This window comes from Nostoc sp. C117 (assembly GCF_043099735.1).
In the GTDB taxonomy this organism is placed as follows: Bacteria; Cyanobacteriota; Cyanobacteriia; order Cyanobacteriales; family Nostocaceae; genus Nostoc.
In genome coordinates this window covers 7,585,819-7,603,352 of the sequence record NZ_CP170991.1, presented here as the reverse complement: position 1 = coordinate 7,603,352, position 17,534 = coordinate 7,585,819, and the positions used below count along the sequence as shown (strand labels likewise).

Below are 17,534 nucleotides of genomic sequence, written 5' to 3'. Positions count from 1 at the left end.
ACATTCAACGACCATCAAAAGTGTTTATATACTTTAGACGCGCATCAGCTTACAATTTTCTCATTGCAGAAAAATATTAGAGTAATTTTCATAAATCAAGAGTGCAAACTCATGCGACATAAATTTTAATACATTTAGTCATGATTTTGTCACAATTTTGCAATAGCTTTGTCAATAGAACGTGTGATGCTATAGCTCTGGCGTTAGGATTCAGTTTCATCCTACATCAGAAGCTAGGAGAATCACTATAAGGTATAAGCCCTTATAAAAATGACTCTTCAAATCAAAATTGCAAAATCTCATATAGTTGGAAGGAATAAGAAGATGAATTGGAAAGTACTTGCTTTGCTCCCTGCTCTGACTCTAGCTACTGCTTTACCTGCTTACTCTTTAACTAATAATAAAAGCCAAAATACGGCTACTACTACCCACGTAGCTCAAAGTAATCAGCAAGGCAACACCATGAAAAAACCTAATGCTGTACCAAAAGTTAGTGCCAAGCACAAGGCCAATAATATGGCAAGACGCACCACTGGTACTGTGCTTACAGTAGGCAGCAGAGGAGAAGCAGTGAAAACTGCTCAGAGTTCTCTAAAGCAGCAAGGATTTTATACAGCAGATGTGAATGGTGTATTTGATAACAAGACTCGTGCAGCGGTGATAAAATTTCAAAAGTCTAAAGGATTAAGAGCAGACGGAATAATTGGACATCGGACTTTAGCAGCTCTTAAATAAAATGGTTTCCTTAATCTTCTCACTGTTGAAATGCCTTAATTCAAAAGGCTAGGAAATAAATTCTAGCTTTCAAATAGAAAACCAACTTTTTGTGTTTCAATATTGCCTGTGGCTATGTCGCAGGCATTTTGAATAATCTGCTAAAAAATCGATGAGCTGTTACGCATTTAATTTGTACATTTACCTGATGACTGTTAACAGTCAACAGTTAACAGTTAACGACCATCAAGAGTGTTTATCTACTTTAGACGCGCATCAGCTTATCTACGGTGGGCTATGCCAACGCTGATGCTCGACTCAGTGAAGCAAAAGATGAAAGTAGGTCAAACTGTTTATAGCGAAATTGCCAAAGGGACAGTGAAAGCTTGGCGAAGTATTGACTAAGCCAAGAATTTTAGGTGGTACAATATTAAGTTATAAATTATACAAAGATAAAGATAAAATTTCTGTTAGTCTCAAAGTAGTCAAACCTACACTCATTCATCACTTTTATTTATTGATTTAACAAAAAAAAGCAATTGTTTCTATTCCTCATAGTCTTTAAAGTAGAGTTAGCCGGTCAACAATAAGTTGATTGTAAAGTTTTTCTTAGCAGTAGCTTAGGGAAATAGACTTTATAACTTTGTATATTTTAGGTGTCAGTTTAAAACATTACGCCTGTGGTAATCTCTAACAAATCAGAATATGCACTTCTAGCCCTGTTAGAGTTGGCAACCTGCTACCCTAACGGTGACGCCTTACAAATTCGAGAGATAGCAGTATTACAAGACATCCCGAACCGCTATTTAGAACAACTCCTCGCAACGTTAAGGCGTGGAGGTTTGATCAAGAGTATACGCGGAGCTAAAGGTGGCTATGTTTTAGCACGAGATCCTCGAGCAATAACAGTACTGGATGCTTTTATGTGTATGGAAGGGTCAGATGCTGCGGCTTCTACTTGTGAGCCGACTCCCAACACTGTAGAAGGTGAGCTAATTCAGGAAGTTTGGCTGGAAGCACGTCAAGCTGCTAACTCGGTATTAGAAAAATATACACTCCAAGACCTTTGTGAACGAAGAGCAATCCGACAACAGAAGGAACTGATGTATTACATCTAGGAAAGATTAAGAGTAAGAATTATCATCCTTGCTGATTTCCGAGTCATTGGAGAGTGGCGAGTGGTGAGTAATTGTTACTGTTTAATAAGCGATCGCCTAGCCTACCTTCATAGGCAATACGCTGAGGTTAGTGATATTCAGCCTCAAAAAATACCCCCAACCGACTTAAAAAAGTTTGCTCAATTGCCTCCTTTTTAAAGAGGGTGAAGGACGATAGAGCCTTCACTTAAGCTTATTAACTTACATTTTTAGCGATCGCATTTACCTCAAGATAGAAGATATTTTTGCCAAAAGAGTTCTATTTTGGTAAGAAAGCGAATGTATGAGGTTGACAATAGTGGCGAAGAACGAAACCCTCAACCGACGAACACCCCTAATTCTTGCTGGAATTGTTCTTGGTTTGGGTCTTGGAGGGTTTCTTGATGGGATTTTACTGCATCAGCTGCTCCAATGGCATCATATGCTGAGCAACATTCGACCTCTGACAAATGTTGCTAATGAAGATTTGAATATGCTCTGGGACGGTTTATTTCATGCCTTTGACTGGGTAGTGACCGTAGTAGGAATAATCTTGCTATGGCGTGCCGGAGGGCGTGATGATGTTCCTTGGTCATCACAAACCTTTATTGGTTCAATACTTATTGGTGCTGGGTTATTTGACTTAGTTGAAGGATTAATTGACCACCAAATTCTCGGTATCCATCATGTTAAACCAGGTCCAAATCAGTTAGTTTGGGATCTAGGATTTCTTGCATTCGGGGCACTACTTGCCGTTATTGGCTGGATAATGATAAAAAAAGAGTCAACAGTTATTCAAGAATAGGGCATTAGGCAAAAGAGTGCTGAGTTAAGAGTGAGGAGTATTCTTTATCTCCTTGCTTATCTCCTTGTCCCCTTGTCTCCATTCCCCCTCATAGCTCCCCCTTTATGTCTACAGATGCATTTGAAAAAAATAGCGGGAATTGGCAGCTTTCTCAATTCCAACAACAAGTGGGTGAATGGTGGGAATACCAGTTTTACCGCTTGGAACAAGCTTTGCCAGAATTGCCTGGTAAATGGTCAATTAGCCCTTGGGTAGGTGAGTTCCTGAAATTCTTGTTTTGGGGGATATTAGGCGTATTTATAGCTTGGATAGTTTGGCGGTTATGGCGAGAATTCAGTCCTTATCTATATTCTTGGCTGAGTAGACGGGGCAATTTTAGTGATTTGGGTGCAAAAACTCCTTCTAGTGAATTATCTATTGCTGTTTTGCTGGAGCGATCGCAACAATTTTATCGTCAGGGTAACTATCGTGAAGCTTGCCGTTGTATTTATTTAGCAATGTTACAGCAGTTGCATCAGCAAGCGATCGCACCTCACAAATTCAGCCGTACAGATGGAGAATATTTGCAATTACTGCGATCGTCTGTGAGTCCCATACAGCCTTATGAAACTTTAATTACCACTCACGAACAATTATGTTTTGGTAATGCCGAGATTTTACCAGACAACTATGAGCAGTGTCGGCAAGCTTATCGGGAAATTTCACCAGAATAAAAATAGTTTAATTAACTGAACATAGGTAGGGGCATACAGTACGTCCCTACTTATCCCGCATTTCTCACAAGCTTCAGACGTTTGATGGAGCAGAGGGGCGGAGGGGCAGAGGGGCAGAGGGGAAAAACTTACTGCAACTTCTCCCCTGCTCCCCTGCTCAAGAGCAAAAGGCTTTGAGGAATGTGGTGAGAAATCCGGGTTATGTATTTATGTGAACTATGCTTGCACCACAAAATCTGAGGCAGTGAGAGTCGGCGCACCAGTAAGGGTGGCAAATAGACCGCCGCTACCGAAACCAGCCACACTGCCGTTTTGGTTGTAGAACAATTGACCAGTCACAGCGTCGTAGACAATTTTTGCTGTGCTGGTTCCCGCATGAGAACTGATTTTAAAATCAGTAGCGTTACTAAAACCCGTTCCCGCAGCAGAAGTAATTGCATTAAAGGTAGTTTTATCTAGGATAATCTTGTCACCTTGGGAGTGTTTGAAGTCAGCGATCGCATCTACACCAACAGCAGAACTAGCAAAAGCAGCATTGGTATTGTAAAGAAATCTGTCAGCACCCGCGCCACCGACAAGAGTATCATGTCCTGCACCACCGATAAGAGTATCGTTGCCACTACCACCCCGCAGCAGGTCGTTGCCACTCTTGCCGTCGATTTTGTCATTACCTCCTTGACCATTAATCACATCATTCGATTTGTCAAAACCCGCGATGTTATTGTTTAAGTCATTGAGGAAAGTGACAGTGTTTTTGTTGAAAATGCTAGTTTGAGTAGAGTTGGCATTAATCACATCAAAGCTGTCGGCGATGCTGGTCTGCCCATTAAACAGAATATTGCCGATAGCTGGTTCTGAAAAACTTGCTGGCAAGTTATCCAGGTTTTCTAATTGGAAGTTTTTCAGAGTGACTTTAGTGTTAGCCACATTTTCAAAGGTGACTTCTAAGTTGTTGCCATGTTGAGTTAATTGGAGATTTCGGGCAGTTAAGCTATTACCTGTAAATTGCAGTGTATCAACATTAGCGATTACTGCGATCGATGGATTTGAGCCTTTACCTACACCGCCAAAGTCGGTGATGATGTCATTGCCATCGCCTCGCCGAATAATAAACTTATCTTGACCACCGTTGCCTGTGAGGGTATCGTTAGCGGCTTTGCCGTCAATGATGTTGTTGCCAATTGTGCCTACAAGAGTATCTGCGCTAGGGGTTCCCGTTAGATTAATGCTGCCACTGCCTATATTCTTCCCCCCAAACACCACATAGCTCTGCCCTGAGTTGTAAGAGCCGTTGGCGTTGACATTGACACCTGGTGCCCCGATAATCAGGTCGTCGAAGCCGTCGCCGTTGATGTCTCCCGCACTGCTGACAGGGGTGTTACTTAAGTAAGGTGCATTAATGCTGCCGTTGATGACAAAGCCATTAGTACCGTTGAGGGTAGAGAGGTTGAATTGGGCATCAAAACCTTCCTTGCTGCCAAACACCACGTAGCTCTGCCCTGAGTTGTAGGAGCCGTTGGGGTCGGCATCTGGTGCCCCGATAATCAAATCGTCGATGCCATCGCCGTTTACATCTCCGGCACTGCTCACAGAGAAGCCTAATCGGTCACCTGCATTGATGCCGTTGATGGCAAAGCCATTAGTACCGTTGAGAGTGGAGAGGTTGAGTTGGGCGTCAAAACTCCCCTTGCTGCCAAACACCACGTAGCTCTGCCCTGAGCCGTTGATACCGTCGGCATTTGCTGCCCCAATAATCACGTCGTCGATGCCGTCGCCGTTGATGTCTCCTGCATTGCTGACAGAGATGGCTGAGAAGTCATACGCATTAATGCCGTTGATGGCAAAGCCATTAATGCCGTTGAGAGTAGAGAGGTTGAATTGGGCGTCAAAACTCCCCTTGCTGCCAAACACCACGTAGCTCTGCCCTGAATACTTGCCGTTGGGGGAGGCATCATATGCTGCGATAATCACGTCATCGATGCCGTCGCCGTTGATATCTCCCGCACTGCTCACAGAAAAGCCTGAAAGATCAAGTGCATTGATGCCGTTGATGGCAAAGCCATTAGTACCGTTGAGAGTGGAGAGGTTGAGTTGGGCATCAAAACTCCCCTTGCTACCAAACACCACGTAGCTCTGCCCTGAGTCGTAGGAGCCGTTGGGGGAGGCACCTGGTGCCCCGATAATCACATCGTCAATGCCGTCGCCGTTGATGTCTCCCGCACTGCTCACAGAGATGGCTATTAGGCTACGTGTATTAATGCCGTTGATGGCAAAGCCATTAGTGCCGTTGAGAGTAGAGAGGTTAAATTGGGCGTCAAAACTCCCCTTGTCGCCAAACACCACGTAGCTTTGCCCTGAGAAGTTGATACCGTTGGGGGAGGCACCTGATGCCCCGATAATCAGGTCGTCGATGCCGTCGTCGTTGATGTCTCCCGCACTGCTGACAGAATAGCCTAAATAGTCATCTGCATTGATACCGTTGATGGCAAAGCCATTAGTGCCATTGAGGGTGGAGAGGTTGAGTTGGGCGTCAAAACTCCCCTTGCTGCCAAACACCACGTAGCTCTGCCCTGAATACTTCTTACCGTTGGGGGAGGCATCAAATGCCCCGATAATCAGGTCGTCGATGCCGTCGCTGTTGATGTCTCCCGCACTGCTGACAGAATAGCCTGATTCGTCACCTGGATTGATGCCGTTGATGGCAAAACCGTTAGTGCCGTTGAGATCCGAAAGGTTAAAAGTTGAATTCGCCATCATTTCTCCAGTGTTAGTTTTTATGAGTTATTTTTCGTTAGTCATTCGCAAAGACACTAGTACCGCAAGGCATAATTTCTAATTCGTAATTCGTAATTCGTAATTAGGAAATTTAATCACGAATTACAAAGTTTACAATTACGAATTGTATTGATAGCAGTTTTTTGGTGTCAGCTATTCAATCGGTTTGACCTTGTAAACAAAAATTACTTTGATAACCGTTAAACTACTTGAATACTCTTATGAAGCTATAAACAGTGTCAATAGGCTGGGCGTCGTTTTCGTAAAGTTATAGTGAATTTTAAGAAGTGCCAAGTAAAGTTTTTGGGTAGGCGTAGCCCGTCGTAGACATTCCTCTGTTCTTACTGTGTTGAGCAACTTTACCCAACATTTGCGTGTTTTTTGGTTAAAGTTCTAGTTCAACACAACTTAAACTACAGCCTTAGTAAAAAAAAAATCATAATGCTTTTAATGAAAATCGCAATTTTTATCACCAAGCTTGTGATTTTGTAATGAAAATTATAATATTTGTCATAAACCAATACGGTTCAGTTAAGGGCTACTGGTACAAAATTTTGGGTTTTCGAGACGCGATAAATCGCCGTCTCTACAAGTTTTTTGGTCTTATCTGAACTGTATTGTGTCATAAACATCGTGATTTTAATGATGAAAATCACGATGTTTATAACTAACAACCAGCGCAGATGTTCAGAAAATATCGCGTTTTGCTAAATATTGGTACATTTGCCAACGTGTATCTACCTCGGCTTGAGCTTGTTGTAACAAGTGTTTGGCAACGTCGGGTTTACTCTTGGTGAGCATTTTGAAGCGATTTTCTTGATACATTGAATGTTCTACAGGTTGCGTTGGCGATCGCATATCCAATTGCAAGGGATTTTTACCCTGTTTGAGCAACTCTGGATTATGCCGATACAACAACCAACGACCTGATTCTACCAGAGTTTTTTGATGATTCATCCCTGTGGTCATGTTAATGCCGTGGGCGATGCAATGGCTGTAAGCAATAATTATTGATGGACCATCATAAGCCTCTGCTTCCAAAAATGCCTTCAGGGTATGTTCATCTTTAGCACCAAGGGCGACACTCGCTACGTAGACATTACCGTAGGTCATGGCAATCATACCTAAGTCTTTCTTTGGCGCAGGCTTGCCACTGGCGGCATATTTAGCAACTGCGGCTTTTGGCGTGGCTTTGGAAGATTGACCGCCTGTGTTGGAATATACTTCTGTATCCATAACTAAAATGTTCACATTCCGACCACTTGCAATCACATGATCGATACCACCAAAATCAATATCATAAGCCCAACCGTCACCGCCAACAATCCAGACGCTTTTTTTCACCAGGTAGTCTGCAAGGGATTTGAGATTTTGGATTTTGGATTTTAGATTTGGGTCGAAAGTTACGATTTCATCTAACTTCTGTTGCAACAGTTCTATTCTTTCCCGCTGTTCCCAAATGTCAGCTTCGGATTTTTGTTCGGCTTTAAGGATAGAATAGGCAAGGTTTTCATCTACTTCACTGCTCAACTGTTGCAAAAGTTCCGCTGCAAATTCAGCTTGTTTATCGAGGGAGAGGCGGAAGCCAAAACCGAATTCGGCGTTATCTTCAAATAGATTATTCGACCATGCGGGGCCGCGTCCTTGGGCGTTGGTTGTCCAAGGAGTGGTGGGGAGGTTACCACCGTAAATTGAGGAGCAACCTGTAGCATTGGCGATGACGGCGCGATCGCCAAACAGTTGTGTTAATAGTTTTAAATAAGGTGTCTCACCACAACCTGCACAAGCACCAGAGAATTCAAATAAAGGTTCTTGCAGTTGTTGTTGGCGAATCTGATTTAATTTTAGCGATCGCCTGTCAGGATTCGGTAAACTCAAGAAGAAATCCCAGTTTTTCTGCTCTTGTTCCCGCAATGGCAACTGTTGTGCCATATTAATTGCTTTCCGCAATGGCTCAGATTTGTTTTTGGCAGGGCAAATCTCTACACAAATGGCACATCCCGTACAATCTTCTGGAGCTACCTGAATGGTAAATTTTTGATTGGCAAAGTCTTTGTCTTTGGCAGCAGTTGATTTGAAGGTTTCTGGTGCATTGAGTAACTCATCTTCTTGATAAGCCTTAGCACGGATAGCACTGTGAGGACAAACCATCACGCACTTACCACATTGAACGCAGACATCTGTCTCCCACACAGGTATATCTTGGGCAACGTTACGTTTTTCCCATTTGGCTGTACCTACAGGAAAGATGCCGTCAGGGGGTAAGGTGCTGACAGGTAAATCGTCTCCCTCCCAAATCATGATTTTACCGAGAACTTCCCGCATAAATTCGGGGGCGGAGTTAAGTGAAGAGTGAGGAGTTTGGAGTGGGGAGTTTGAATTGTTGATTGTCTGTGGGATGTCTACTTGATGTAAGTTGTCCAAGGTGTTGTCTACGGCTTGCAGATTCATACGGACAACTTCTGCACCTTTTTTACCATAGGTCTTTTCAATAGCTTGTTTGATTTTAGCGATCGCTTCTTCTTCTGGCAAGACACCTGCTAAGGCAAAGAAGCATACTTGCATAATGGTGTTAATTCTGCCACCCATGCCGCTTTTACGGGCAACTTGACTGGCATTAATCGCGTATAATTTCAACTGCTTATCGATAATTTGCTGCTGGACTTTTAGTGGCAAATTTTCCCAAACGGCATCTGCATCATAGGGACTGTTAAGCAGTAAAGTCGCTCCAGGAATAGCAGCTTTTAAAACATCTATGCGTTCCAAAAATCCCCAGTGATGACAGCCAATAAAGTTAGCTTGGTCAATGAGGTAGGTGGAGCGAATTGGCTCTTTACCAAAGCGCAAATGAGAAACGGTCATTGAGCCGGATTTCTTGGAGTCGTAGACAAAATAGCCTTGGGCGTAATTGTCGGTTTCTTCACCAATAATCTTGATGGAGTTTTTGTTAGCCCCAACTGTCCCATCAGCGCCTAAGCCATAGAACATTGCCCGAACAACATACTCCGGTTCTGTGGAGAAGCCGGAGTCAAAGCTGAGAGAAGTATAAGTAACGTCGTCATTAATACCAATAGTAAAATGATTTTTCGGTTGACTTTGAGCAAGATTATCGAAAATACCCTTTACCATCGCTGGTGTAAATTCTTTAGATGAAAGACCATAACGACCGCCAATGATTTTAGGAGTGCTGAGTGAAGAGTGAGGAGTGAGGAATTCTGCCCCTGCTCCCTTATCTCCCCATGCCTCATGTATGGCAGCCACAACATCCAAATACAATGGCTCACCGGCGCTACCTGCTTCTTTGGTGCGATCGAGAACTGCGATCGCTTGTACACTAGTTGGCAAGGCTGCAACAAACCTTTTGACATCAAAGGGGCGGTAAAGTCGCACTTTCAACACACCAACTTTTTCACCACGGGCGTTGAGATAATCTACTGTTTCATGGACGGTTTCACAGCCTGAACCCATGAGAACAATGACGCGGGAGGCATCGTTAGCCCCATAATATTCATAGATTTGATAGTGTCTGCCTGTTTGTTCTCCAAATTTATCCATAATGCCCTGGACAATTTCTGGACAGGCGTTGTAGTAAGAGTTAGCGCCTTCACGAGATTGGAAGTAGACATCGGGGTTTTGGGCAGTCCCGCGCAATACTGGGCGGTCTGGGGTGAGAGCGCGACGGCGGTGGGCGAGTATGAGATTATCATCAATGAGCGATCGCAAATCCTCATCTGACACCAATTTAACTTTCTGCACTTCATGGGAGGTACGGAAACCATCAAAGAAATGCATAAACGAGACTCGCGTCTCTAGGGTAGCAGCATGGGCGATGAGAGCAAAATCTTGACTTTCCTGCACCGAAGCAGAACACAGCAAGGCAAAACCAGTAGCACGAGCTGCCATCACGTCGCTATGGTCACCAAAAATTGATAAAGCATGGGTAGCCAGGGAACGAGCTGCAACGTGAACCACAGCGCTAGTTAATTCGCCAGCAATTTTGTAGAGGTTTGGTATCATCAACAATAACCCCTGGGATGCCGTGAAGGTGGTACTCAGGGAACCTGTTTGCAATGCTCCATGCACAGCAGCAGCGGCTCCTCCTTCACTCTGCATCTGCACAACGCTGGGAATAGTTCCCCAGAGATTGGGACGACCTTCCGCCGACCAAGCATCCGCCCATTCACCCATTGCTGAAGAGGGGGTGATAGGATAAATGGCGATCGCTTCATTTAATTTGTAAGCAACACGGGCAACAGCTTCATTCCCGTCGATAGTTGCAAAGGTTTTGTTCATAATTTGATTTTTGTCCCCACCTCTAATGATAGAATTTACCTCTGGTTTCAAAGAATGATTAATTGAAACAGTCAATAGTACCAGCCCCAGTTATAAGAATCCGGTGTGATTGTTGAAACAACTCAGTACAAAACAAACTAAAGATAGTAAGCTGTTTCCCAATTACCTCTTACCTGCTTTTGCTATTAAGTTAACTTTCAATAAATACTACAAATATTAGTATCTCATTTGAAAATTTGCGTCTATTAATATGTATTAATTATGTACTCAAGAATCAAAGTCCTGATTGGATAAGGGTTTCATACAATTGATTCTTTTTTCTGGGGTATGGGGTCGGGAATCTTTGATGTTTTAAATTGGTAATGAACCAAGGTATTCTCGACAATATTACCCCGTTAATGAATGATAAAGCAATTTCCAAAATTCAATATTTCAAGCAGCAAGAGGAAGTTATAAACGCTCAATCAGATCTTTTGTTAGCTTAGGGGCTGAAGCTTGGTCATCATTAGAAATATCGGCGTTGCTTATGAGTATGAATTTGATTTCGCGCAAAAGCGCAAAGACGCAAAGGTAAAGGTTTTAAGTATTAGAATTTTAAATTTTATACTTTAATTCAGTAACGCCGAAATACCTCTTGTTTGGGGTAAAAAGGCGATCGCAAGTTTTCCAGACGCAGCGATCGCCCTATTTTTATTGGTCAGTTCATTGTACTGAAGGCACAATACTCTCAAACTAGTAGTTTGCCAACCCAAAATTGCTAGGTTTGGACTGGGAAAAGGGGAAAGGGGAAGGGATTAAAACCTTTACCCCTTACCCTTTACCCTTTACCCCGCCAAGTTTCCTTGGCGAACTACTAGATTTGGCGTAGCCTTATAGGGACTTCCAGAAATTAAATTATTCAATTTTGCCACAGAAGATGATTGTTAGATTCTTCCTCCCCTGCGTCCCCTACTCACCGAAACGATGAGATATTTTTTTAGTTGGAAGTCCCATATTTCTTACTCTTAGCCAGTGACCGAAGCTACCAAGCAGGATACACAGCATATCAGGCGACGGACGGCTTTAAAAGCAGCCGTCATCCTGTTGGTAATTTTATATTTAATGGATATGAGTTTTGGAAACACAACTCAGAAAACTGCATAAAAAAACTCAACTGGATCTATTAAGTCACTGAAGGGTTTTAAACTGATAATCTGGAATGCTATTGCTTGCTTTTGTAGCTAAGTATCTACGGTACAGGCTCCCTAGTAGTTCAGCTAAAAGTATATTTAAACAGGAAAAAGGCTTGATATGCAAAAGCAAATTTTGAATTTAGCGATCGCATTACCCACTTTGGCAAATCCCATAGAACCTACTATACCCAAAGTTGGTAATTTCCAACCAGTTTTGCTACAACCACAGTTTCAAGCTCCTGCAATTAAAAATCAATTTACAAACCCAGAGGATGGGCAATCCCCAGGACCAACAGGTAGTGGCAGACCGGTAAAAGGCCCAGGTCCGAGACCTCCTCGCAAAGATCTCTTGTTACAAAACCTGGGTACAGGTTTACAAAATACCATCGACTCTAGCCCCGTAAATCTGAACATAGAGAACCCCGTTCTTGGTTACTAATCTTAGGGTTAGTTTTGAGGTAATCCTTTAGTAAATGACAACTGCCAACCAGTAGATTATCTAAATCTTGGGTTTGCAGTTCTGTGCTAAAAAGACGCCAAAGTTTAGCTGTACCATCAAAACTAGCAGAAGCCAAAAATTGACCATCAGGGCTAAAACTGATGCTCAATACTGCATCAGTATGACCTGGAAGAGTTTTGAGTTCTCTGCCATGACGGTTCCAAAGTTTGATGCTTCCATCACCGCTAGCTGAGGCTATCATCTTGCCATCAGGACTAAAGCTGATGCTGTAGACGCCATCAGTATGTCCCGTAAGAGTTTGTTGTAAAGTTCCATCGCTAACTTGCCAAAGTTTGATACTTTTGTCGGAACTAGCCGAGGCGAGTATTTGACCATCAGGACTAAAACTGATGGCGTTGACAGCGTTAGTATGTCCTGGCAAAGTAAACAGTAATTTGCCATCCAAAACTCTCCAAAGTAAAACTTTGTTATCTCTACCAGATGAAGCCAGTACTTGACCATCAGGGCTGAAACGAACGCTCAAAACTTCAGCAGAATGTCCTTGGAGAGTTTTAATTAAAACTTTTTTTTGAATATTCCAAAGTTTAATAGTCATATCAGCACTGGCGCTTGCCAGAATTTGACTATTAGGGCTGAAACTGAGACTATTGACTTCGCGGCGATGCCCTTGCAGGGTTTTAATCATATAGCCGTCACGAGTCCGCCAAAGTTTAATGTAATAGTCAAGACTCGCTGAGGCTAATGTCTCGCCATCAGGACTGAAGGCTAAACCGTAGATATCCTTACTGTGTCCATAAACTGAAGTACTATGACCTTCCAGGGTTTGGCGCAAAGTTCCATCACGCTGCCAAAGTTTGATCGTAGTGTCTTCACCAGCGGTGGCTAGAGTTTGCCCATCGGGGCTAAAACTCACACTATAGAGTTTACCTTGATGTCCTGTCAGAGTTTTGAATAGAGGATCATCTCGCTGCCAAAGTCTAACAGTTTTATCAGCGCCAGCCGAAACTAAGGTCTGGTCATCAGGGCTGAAACTGGCGCTGTAGACTGCAATGCTATGTCCTAGTAAAGTTTGGCGTAAAGAGCCGTCCAAAGAACTCCAAAGTTTGATTGTGCTATCAGCACTGGTGGAAGCGAGGGTTTGACCATCATGACTGAAGTTGACGCCCAGAACCTCTGCATTGTGCGCTGCAATAATTCTCAACAAGCTGCCGTCTCTGCGCCACAGTCTCACGGTTTTATCTTCACTGCCTGAAGCTAGAATTTGACCATCGGGGCTAAAAGCGACATTGGAAACTCCGGCACTATGCCCAAGTAGTGTTTTTTGCAACAGTCCATCACTAACACTCCAAAGTTTAACAGTTTTGTCTGCACTAGCGATCGCCAAAATTTCACCATCAGGGCTAAAACTGACACTATTAACAAAATCCTTATATCCGCTAAAAGTTCTCAGCAAATGACCATTGTTAACTTGCCAAATTTTAGCAGTGCCATCGGCGCTACCAGTAGCGATCGTCTTACCGTTCCTAGACCAAGATAAACTCAGAACTTCAGCAGTATGACCGTTTAGTGTTCTAATTAAACCACCGTCGCTAGTTCTCCACAGCTTCACGGTGCGATCGAAACTAGCAGTTGCGATCGTTTGACCATCTGGGCTGAAACTGACACTCCGCACAATATCAGTATGCCCTGTTAATGTTCGTAACTTTGTGCCATCCCGTCCCCAAATTATGGCCGTTTTGTCATTACTAGCCGATACAATTGTTTTGCCGTCAGGACTGAAACTCACACTCAATACTTCAGCGCTATGCCCTTCTAAGCGGTTGCGCTCTTGGGTTCCAGAAATTACTTGTTGTAAAACATTGAGAGTCTGAGTTTGCAAATCGGTTGGTGCGCCAAAAGTGTTTTTTAGCTGTTTACCTGCTTTGACACTGGCAATCAATGCTTCTAACTGCTGATGCGATAAAAGATTAGCTTGAGATGAGGCATTTAATGCTTCAATTTCTCGCAATTGAGCTGCTTGGGATTTCCAATAGGCTAAAGAGCCGAAACAGACAGCCGCTAATCCCAAAACACTGAGTGCAACTACAGCCCTTTGAGCTTGCTTGAGTCTGCTTTTCTCTTGTAGTTGCTGTTGTTTTCTTTGTACTAAACAAGCTTCAATAAACCGTTGCACATCAGCCGAAAGTTCGTCGGTATATTTGATATAGATATCTTCTGCCTCTGCAAGCCGTACTCCTTGCAACAAGAAATCAGCTTGCTGACTACGTTGCAGCCATAATTGACTAGCTTGTTCAATTTGCCTTTGTTTTCGCAAGCGATCGCGATTTTCTTCTAACCACCAGCGTAAAGTTGACCAATGACGGATGAGAATTTCATGGGCAACTTCTACTGTTATGGGGGAAAGGGAAGAGGACAAGGGGGACAAGGGAGACAAGGGGGACAACGAGGACAAGGGGGACAGAGAGGAAGTTTTTGGTTGTTCTGGTTGGGTACTTGTTCTGTTGTCTCCTTTGCTACCCTCGGCAATATTTGTATCTTCTTCTAAATTCATCACCACTAGCTTGGCAGTGGTTAAGGCGTTGAGGGTTTTTTCTACCAATGTGGCTGGATATTTTTTGACTATCAACTCTGATTTATGTACCCGTCTGCGAGTATCTTCTGTACCCTCACCTAGTTGTGTCAAAGATAAAAAAATCCATTTAGCACACTCCCGCATTTGGGGATCTAAACTTTCGTAAACAGCTTGAGACGATCGCTCTAATGCTCCTTGAATTCCCCCTAGTTGCTCTTGATAAGTTTGTAAAGTCAACTCGCCAGCAACTCGATGTTGCCATAATTGTTCTAAAACAAATTCCAGTAACGGTAAATCTCCTGGCGAGTGATTTAGCTCCCGCAACAATACTTCCACCAGTTCTGGTTCTACTTTTAACCCGACTTGTTGAGCCGGATTGAGAATTACCCGCCGATAATCATCTAAACTTAGTTTCGGTGGAACTAAGACGCTCAAATCCTGCAAAGCTTTAGCCAGTGCTGGTACTTCCAAACAGGAGGCAATAAAGTCTGCCCGTAAAGTAATAATTAATTTGAAGCGATCGCCAGCATATTGCACCGTTCCCAACAATAATTCTAAAAATAGCTCTCTGTCTGCGGTTGGAGCCAGAGTAAAGAGTTCCTCAAACTGATCTACCACTAGCACCACAACTCGATGGGGTTGGTTGCGTATCCAGTAAACAAATCCCTCCACCCCTTGGTGAAATATTCCCTCTAAAAAGAGATAGGGGGATTGGGGACTGGTGATTGGGGACTGGTGATTGGGAAAAGGGTAAGAATAATTCTTTTGCTCTTTTACTCCCCCTGCCTCCCCCGCCTCCTCTGCCTCCCCTGCCTCCCCTGCCTCCCCTGCCCCTCTGCTCCCCTGCCCCCCCGCTCCCCCAAGCCGCCGCGCTAAAGCCTCAAGCGGATTTGCCCCTGGACGAATGCTTGTAATCCACCATTGTTCGCTGCTGGGTATTTGTTTACCCAATCGCAGTTGGGGAATTACACCGGCTTGCACAATTGAAGATTTGCCGCTTCCAGAAGCACCGATGACGGCTAGGAAAGAGCGATCGCGTAGTTGGTGAATTAACTGCTGAGTTAAAGCTTCTCTGCCGTAAAAATACTGACTATCTTCTTCCAAAAAAGCATTTAGTCCCATGTATGGGCATACCCCCAAATCCAATCCTGTGGTTGTTTCTGGTGTATTCGTGTAAGTTTTTGCTTGGAGAATTTCTATAATGCCTTGTGTGCCTGATAGCCAGATGGAAAGAGTCACACCGCTACCTGCTAAGGATAATTGTAGTTGAGCGATCGCTCCGGCGGCTGAGAGTCCATCTGTATGGGTTGCCGCCATCAAAGTATCGAGAAATTTTTGGGCAAAGCGTTCTGGTTCTTCAGCAGGTGAGGCGTAGGCGATTAAACATTGTCCTTGGTGGGAGTCAATTTGCAAATCTTCTACCCAATCTTGCAAGGATGTATTAGCTACGGGACAATCGAGGATAATAATTTGTTGAGCGCTACAGAGGCGTAGCTGTTGTTTCAACCAAGAACGCTTGATGCGGATATTTTCTCCCAGCAATAACCATTCGCCTGTATCGGTTTCTTCAATTCGTCCTCGCAGATAAAGCAGAATAACTTCTGATGCTGGTTGTTGTAGATGACGAGCGATCGCTTCTTTAATGCGATCGGCAGATACTTTTGTTGCTGGCAAATACTCTAGTGCAAAATCTCCAGCACTTCCGAGAAATTTGCTAATATTTAGTGTTGTTTTGCTGACTGATAATCCCTCTACTACTATTCCTATCCGGCGATGCACTCCAAAATTTGCCTGGGTTAATCTTTTCCCTACAATTAGTTCTCCAACTCCCTCAACAATTCGTTTAGGAGTTTGCAACGGATATTCTCGAAAAAGTTGAGTTTCTCCTTTAGTTTTTTTCTGCTGATTAATCAGCCGCAATTGTTGATTACTTTTATCTATATATTGGAGAGTTTGATGATATACGTATCGATACAAATTATCTACATAAATTAAGCCTTGGCTATCTGCTGCCTCACCTTGCAATCCTTTCATTAAATAATAAGTAAACACACCATGTCCCAATTCGGGAAACTCCCAAGATTGCTGGTTAGCATCACAGGAAAGCAAAGCATAAAAACCTTTACTTTTAGCAGCACGCTGCTGTAATACTTCAACCATTTTTGGTGTAGCATTCAGCAATGATTCTATTGTTGTACCTCTGAGCGTCATCCCGCCACTATGACAAGCATCTAGCCAAACAAGCTGATTTTGCACTCCGCTATTACCCAAAAATAGCAAAAGTTCTTGCAAAGCTAAAGCTGTGTTTTGAAGATGAGATTTTTGAGTATCTGCTAAACACAAAAATGCTTGCTGCGTGTTTGGTTCTACAATTCCATGTCCAGAAAAATAAAATAGAATAGTATCAATAGATTGAGCCGCAGTGGTAATTTGCCGTAGACTAGCACGGATGTTTTCTAAAGATGGTGGTTGCGGTGCAAAATCATGGTATATTGTTACCTCTGTTTGAGTGAATTGTGCAGAAGCATCTACCAATGCTTCTGCTAAACCCTGACAATCTACTGTTGAATAACTCAGGCTGGGTAGTCCGTCATCTTGATATTGATTGACTCCCACCAACATTAGCCATAGCTTAGGAGTTGTAGTTTGTTTGACTGAAGTTGAGCGACTAGCGATCCCAATTGGTGGCATTACAGTAGTCCTAAATACGTTGTAAACAAGGTAGATACTGTTGTAACTTAAGAAAATCAAATTGTTGATAATTATTCAATAAGTTAAATAACCGCTTAACAACAGTAAAACATTCGCAAAGATGCTAAAAGTTTCTCAAAAAGTGCTTCATCTCTAACACTCTGTAACTTGTACTTGAGGATAAAATTAGCATAAACTTACAA

The 17,534-nt window shown here is 43.1% G+C and carries 9 protein-coding genes; 5 read left to right on the top strand and 4 right to left on the bottom strand.

Annotation, left to right across the window (positions count from 1 at the left end; all coding sequences use genetic code 11):
- Positions 1–324 precede the first annotated feature (324 nt).
- The 4 genes from ACFG4S_RS32460 to ACFG4S_RS32445 all read left to right on the top strand — a co-directional run bounded on the left by ACFG4S_RS32460 (position 325) and on the right by ACFG4S_RS32445 (position 3,368).
- A complete protein-coding gene (locus ACFG4S_RS32460) occupies positions 325–735 on the top strand; it encodes a peptidoglycan-binding protein (RefSeq protein WP_392532959.1) in 411 nt (136 codons plus the stop codon).
- Positions 736–1,394: 659 nt separating this feature from the next.
- Positions 1,395–1,832, top strand: coding sequence for an RrF2 family transcriptional regulator (locus tag ACFG4S_RS32455; protein ID WP_392532958.1), 438 nt, complete (start codon positions 1,395–1,397; stop codon positions 1,830–1,832).
- Between the two features lie 322 nt (positions 1,833–2,154).
- Entirely contained in the window at positions 2,155–2,655 is a 501-nt protein-coding gene (locus tag ACFG4S_RS32450; RefSeq protein ID WP_392532957.1) for a DUF2243 domain-containing protein, read from the top strand.
- A gap of 104 nt (positions 2,656–2,759) precedes the next feature.
- Positions 2,760–3,368, top strand: coding sequence for a DUF4129 domain-containing protein (locus tag ACFG4S_RS32445; protein ID WP_392532956.1), 609 nt, complete (start codon positions 2,760–2,762; stop codon positions 3,366–3,368).
- Positions 3,369–3,584: 216 nt separating this feature from the next.
- On the opposite strand, the gene ACFG4S_RS32440 is transcribed toward ACFG4S_RS32445, so the two are convergent.
- From ACFG4S_RS32440 to ACFG4S_RS32430, 3 genes are all read right to left on the bottom strand, one after another.
- A complete protein-coding gene (locus ACFG4S_RS32440) occupies positions 3,585–6,122 on the bottom strand; it encodes a hypothetical protein (RefSeq protein WP_392536135.1) in 2,538 nt (845 codons plus the stop codon).
- Positions 6,123–6,830: 708 nt separating this feature from the next.
- A complete protein-coding gene (gene nifJ / locus ACFG4S_RS32435; RefSeq protein ID WP_392532955.1) occupies positions 6,831–10,436 on the bottom strand; it encodes a pyruvate:ferredoxin (flavodoxin) oxidoreductase in 3,606 nt (1,201 codons plus the stop codon).
- A 608-nt stretch (positions 10,437–11,044) separates the two neighbouring features.
- Positions 11,045–11,188, bottom strand: coding sequence for a hypothetical protein (locus ACFG4S_RS32430; protein WP_392532954.1), 144 nt, complete (start codon positions 11,186–11,188; stop codon positions 11,045–11,047).
- A gap of 538 nt (positions 11,189–11,726) precedes the next feature.
- On the opposite strand from ACFG4S_RS32430, the gene ACFG4S_RS32425 reads away from it, so the two are divergent.
- The gene (locus ACFG4S_RS32425; protein WP_392532953.1) at positions 11,727–12,047 is read left to right on the top strand and encodes a hypothetical protein; all 321 of its coding nucleotides are present in this window, start codon (positions 11,727–11,729) and stop codon (positions 12,045–12,047) included.
- Here the strand turns inward: ACFG4S_RS32425 and ACFG4S_RS32420 are convergent.
- A complete protein-coding gene (locus tag ACFG4S_RS32420; protein WP_392532952.1) occupies positions 12,001–17,331 on the bottom strand; it encodes a caspase family protein in 5,331 nt (1,776 codons plus the stop codon). The two genes, ACFG4S_RS32425 and ACFG4S_RS32420, sit on opposite strands and share 47 nt — an antisense overlap.
- Positions 17,332–17,534: the final 203 nt, after the last annotated feature.

Excerpts from the sequence above, each read along its gene's own strand:
- ACFG4S_RS32460 (WP_392532959.1), top strand. The coding sequence starts at position 325 with ATGAATTGGAAAGTACTTGCTTTGCTCCCTGCTCTGACTCTAGCTACT.
- ACFG4S_RS32450 (WP_392532957.1), top strand. The coding sequence starts at position 2,155 with ATGAGGTTGACAATAGTGGCGAAGAACGAAACCCTCAACCGACGAACA.
- ACFG4S_RS32445 (WP_392532956.1), top strand. The coding sequence starts at position 2,760 with ATGTCTACAGATGCATTTGAAAAAAATAGCGGGAATTGGCAGCTTTCT.
- ACFG4S_RS32440 (WP_392536135.1), bottom strand. The coding sequence starts at position 6,122 with ATGGCGAATTCAACTTTTAACCTTTCGGATCTCAACGGCACTAACGGT.
- nifJ (WP_392532955.1), bottom strand. The coding sequence starts at position 10,436 with ATGAACAAAACCTTTGCAACTATCGACGGGAATGAAGCTGTTGCCCGT.
- ACFG4S_RS32425 (WP_392532953.1), top strand. The coding sequence starts at position 11,727 with ATGCAAAAGCAAATTTTGAATTTAGCGATCGCATTACCCACTTTGGCA.
- ACFG4S_RS32420 (WP_392532952.1), bottom strand. The coding sequence starts at position 17,331 with ATGCCACCAATTGGGATCGCTAGTCGCTCAACTTCAGTCAAACAAACT.